We start from the raw sequence: 441 nt of genomic DNA, 5'->3' as shown, positions 1-441 counted from the left end.
CCGGCGAGGACATGCCGTTGCGGCAGTTCGAGGGGCAGGTGCTGCTGATCGTCAACACGGCGAGCGCCTGCGGGTTCACGCCGCAATACAAGGGCCTCCAGGAGCTGCACGCCGGATTGTCGTCGCGCGGCTTTGCCGTGCTCGGCTTCCCCTGCAACCAGTTCGGCGCGCAGGAGCCCGGCGATGCCAGGCAGATCGCCACATTCTGCGAAACCAACTACGCCGTGACGTTCCCGATGTTCGCCAAGATCGACGTCAATGGCAGCGGCGCGCATCCATTGTACGAACACCTGAAACGTGAGAAGTCGGGCCTGCTCGGGCCCGCGATCAAATGGAACTTCACCAAGTTCCTGGTCGATCGCGCCGGCAAGGTCGTGGCGCGGCATGCGCCGACCGCCCGGCCCGAAGGATTGAAGAAGGATATCGAGGCGTTGCTATGAG

The 441-nt window shown here is 63.9% G+C and carries 1 protein-coding gene; it reads left to right on the top strand.

Annotated elements, in window-relative coordinates; genetic code table 11:
- Positions 1 to 440 (top strand): glutathione peroxidase (locus V6F78_RS22280; RefSeq protein WP_442965113.1); only part of this gene is annotated, 440 nt, incomplete at its 5' end.
- Between the last annotated feature and the right edge of the window lies 1 nt (position 441).

Origin of the sequence: Pseudomonas sp. ESBL9, from assembly GCF_036668715.1 — a bacterium.
Lineage (GTDB): Bacteria > Pseudomonadota > Gammaproteobacteria > Pseudomonadales > Pseudomonadaceae > Aquipseudomonas > Aquipseudomonas lundensis.
Note: the sequence above shows the minus strand (reverse complement) of the source record. Positions and strands in the feature narration are given on the sequence as shown.